This window comes from uncultured Lutibacter sp. (assembly GCF_937891065.1).
Lineage (GTDB): Bacteria > Bacteroidota > Bacteroidia > Flavobacteriales > Flavobacteriaceae > Lutibacter.
The window spans coordinates 1-2767 of sequence record NZ_CALAEQ010000245.1 but is presented as its reverse complement, the minus strand read 5'-3'; the positions used below and the strand labels follow the sequence as shown (position 1 = coordinate 2767).

Genomic DNA, 2767 nt, shown 5'->3' with positions numbered 1-2767 from the left:
GGATATTATTTTGTGGTTTAGATTCTGTATTGTTCAAATTATTCATTTAATCTTTTATATTTGTGGATAAAGATAGAATTTGTAACTTTATAACAAGTACAACCATTTAAAAAAATGAAAAAAATGAAAAAAATAATATCCTTAGCCATCGTATTTTTATTTATAATAAGTTGTAGCACAGTGCCTATTACTGGCCGTAAGCGAATAAATATTGTGAGTGATGCTGAAATTTTACCAGCAAGTTTTGCGCAATATGAAGGATTTTTAAAAGAAAATAAAATTTCAACGAATGCGAAAGCAACTAATGAATTACAAACTGTTGGAATGAATATTTCTAAAGCTGTTGATAAATTTATGCGTGCTAATGTTATGGTAAGTGAAGCAGATAGCTACCGATGGGAATTTAATTTAATTGATGATGAAAATGTAAATGCTTGGTGTATGCCTGGTGGTAAAGTTGTTTTTTACACAGGAATTTTGCCAATTTGTGATAATACTGATGGTGTTGCTGCTGTAATGGGGCATGAAGTTGCGCACGCATTTGCAAAACATGGACAAGAGAGAATGACAAGTTCTTATGGGCAACAATTAGGTGGTATTGCTGTTGCAATAGGAACAAATAATAAAGATCCAAAAACACAAGCGTTGTGGAATACCATTTATGGAGTTGGCTCATCTGTTGGAATGTTAGCATATAGCAGAACTCATGAAACGGAAGCGGATAAATTAGGAATGGTATTTATGATTATGGCGGGTTATAAACCCGAAGAAGCTATAAATGTTTGGATTAGAATGAGTGAAAGAGCAAGTGGAGGGGCGCCACCTGAATTTTTAAGCACACATCCATCTAATCAAACACGAATTCAGAATTTAAAGGCATATTTACCAACAGCCATTGCACAAGCAAAAAAATACAATGTTAAATAATACTTAAGTATTTGCCATTTCATTCAGTAAAATATTTATACTATATTGTAAACCGTTTTCAAATGTGAAAACGGTTTTTTATTTAAATCAATATGTTGAAAAAAGGAGATAAAAAGTTAATAAACGGCTGGGCATTTTATGATTGGGCAAACTCAGTATATTCTTTAGTAATTGGGACAGCTGTTTTTCCTATTTATTATGAATCTGTTACAAGCTCAGATGGGGGTATTATTAATTTTTTAGGAACAGAATGGTATAATACTGCAGTTTATTCATATGCCTTAGGATTCTCATTTTTAGTTGTTGCATTTTTATCACCTATTTTATCTGCAATTGCAGATTATACGGGGAATAAAAAACGTTTTATGCAATTTTTCTGTTTTTTAGGTTCTTTTTCGGTAATGGCTCTTTACTTTTTTACAGGCAAAGAAAACATATGGATAGGGATTATTTTTACTATTTTGGCGAGTATTGGTTTTTGGGGAAGCCTCGTTTTTTATAATGCTTATTTGCCAGAAGTTGCTGAACCAGATGACCATGACCGTGTAAGTGCAAAAGGTTTTATGTTGGGGTATTTAGGGTCTATTTTGTTATTAGCATTTAATTTATCTATGGTTATGAAACCTGAGATGTATGGAATTACCGATGCAACATTTCCTGCACGAGTTTCATTTCTAACTGTTGGTATTTGGTGGCTAGGTTTTGCACAAGTTACTTTTAGTCGTTTGCCTAATAATCCTTTTAAAAGAAAACCTGAAAGAGATTATATTTTTAAGGGCTTTAGAGAACTAAAATTAGTGTTTAATGAAATAAAAACTCAAAGTCAGTTAAAAATATTATTAATTTCTTTTTTCTTGTATAGTGTTGGTGTTCAAACAGTTATTTTATTAGCTTCTATTTTTGGAACAAAAGATTTAGGCTTAGAAACCAGTAATTTAATTATTACAATTTTGTTGATTCAGTTAGTTGGAGTAGTGGGAGCATTTGCATTTTCAAGATTATCAGAAAAGATAGGAAATATAAAAGCATTGAAAATAACCATATTAATTTGGAGTGTTGCTTGTTTTGGAGCATACTCACTTCATAGAGAAGATCCAAATGTATATTTAAAATTTTATGCACTGGGAGGCTTTATTGGGTTGGTTTTGGGAGCTATTCAAACACTTTCACGCTCAACATATTCCAAATTAATTCCTGATGAAACTCAAGATCACGCAACGTATTTTAGTTTTTATGATGTAACTGAAAAAATGGCCATTGTTTTAGGAATGATAATAGCTGGGATTGTAACTTCATATACCAATTCGTTGCGATTATTTATTTTGATTTTATCTGTATTTTTTATTGCAGGATTTATTACCTTAAGCTTTATGAAAGGCTCAAAACATGTTAGATAAAAAGTTCGATTTTATTGTTGTTGGAGCAGGTATTGTTGGAACAGCAACTGCTTACAAATTACAATTAAAATTCCCTGATAAATCAATAGCAATTTTAGAAAAGGAAACTGAAGTTGGTTTGCATCAAACAGGTAGGAATTCGGGAGTAATTCATTCTGGAATTTATTACAAAACAGGTTCTTATAAAGCTATAAATTGTAATAATGGAAGAAATCAATTGGTGAAATTCGCGAAGCAATTTAATATAAACCACGATGTTTGTGGAAAAGTAATTGTTGCAACTACACCAGAAGAAATTCCAATTTTAGATGAAATCTATAAGAGAGGAATTCAAAATGGGACAGAAGATATTTGTTTTTTAACTTCGCAAGAAATAAAAGAAAAAGAACCATTTATTGAAGGAATTAAAGCCATTTGGGTTCCAACAGCTGGAATTATAGATT

At 31.2% G+C, this 2767-nt stretch carries 3 protein-coding genes; all 3 read left to right on the top strand.

Annotated features, from left to right (window positions below):
* The first annotated feature begins 123 nt into the window (after nucleotides 1-123).
* Entirely contained in the window at nucleotides 124-927 is an 804-nt protein-coding gene (locus Q0352_RS13275) for a M48 family metallopeptidase (protein ID WP_299528252.1), read from the top strand.
* 92 nt (nucleotides 928-1019) lie between these two features.
* On the top strand, nucleotides 1020-2324 hold the full coding sequence (locus tag Q0352_RS13270; protein WP_299528250.1) for an MFS transporter: 1305 nt from the start codon (nucleotides 1020-1022) through the stop codon (nucleotides 2322-2324).
* Nucleotides 2314-2767 (top strand): FAD-dependent oxidoreductase (locus tag Q0352_RS13265; protein ID WP_299528248.1); only part of this gene is annotated, 454 nt, incomplete at its 3' end. The genes Q0352_RS13270 and Q0352_RS13265, both read left to right, overlap by 11 nt.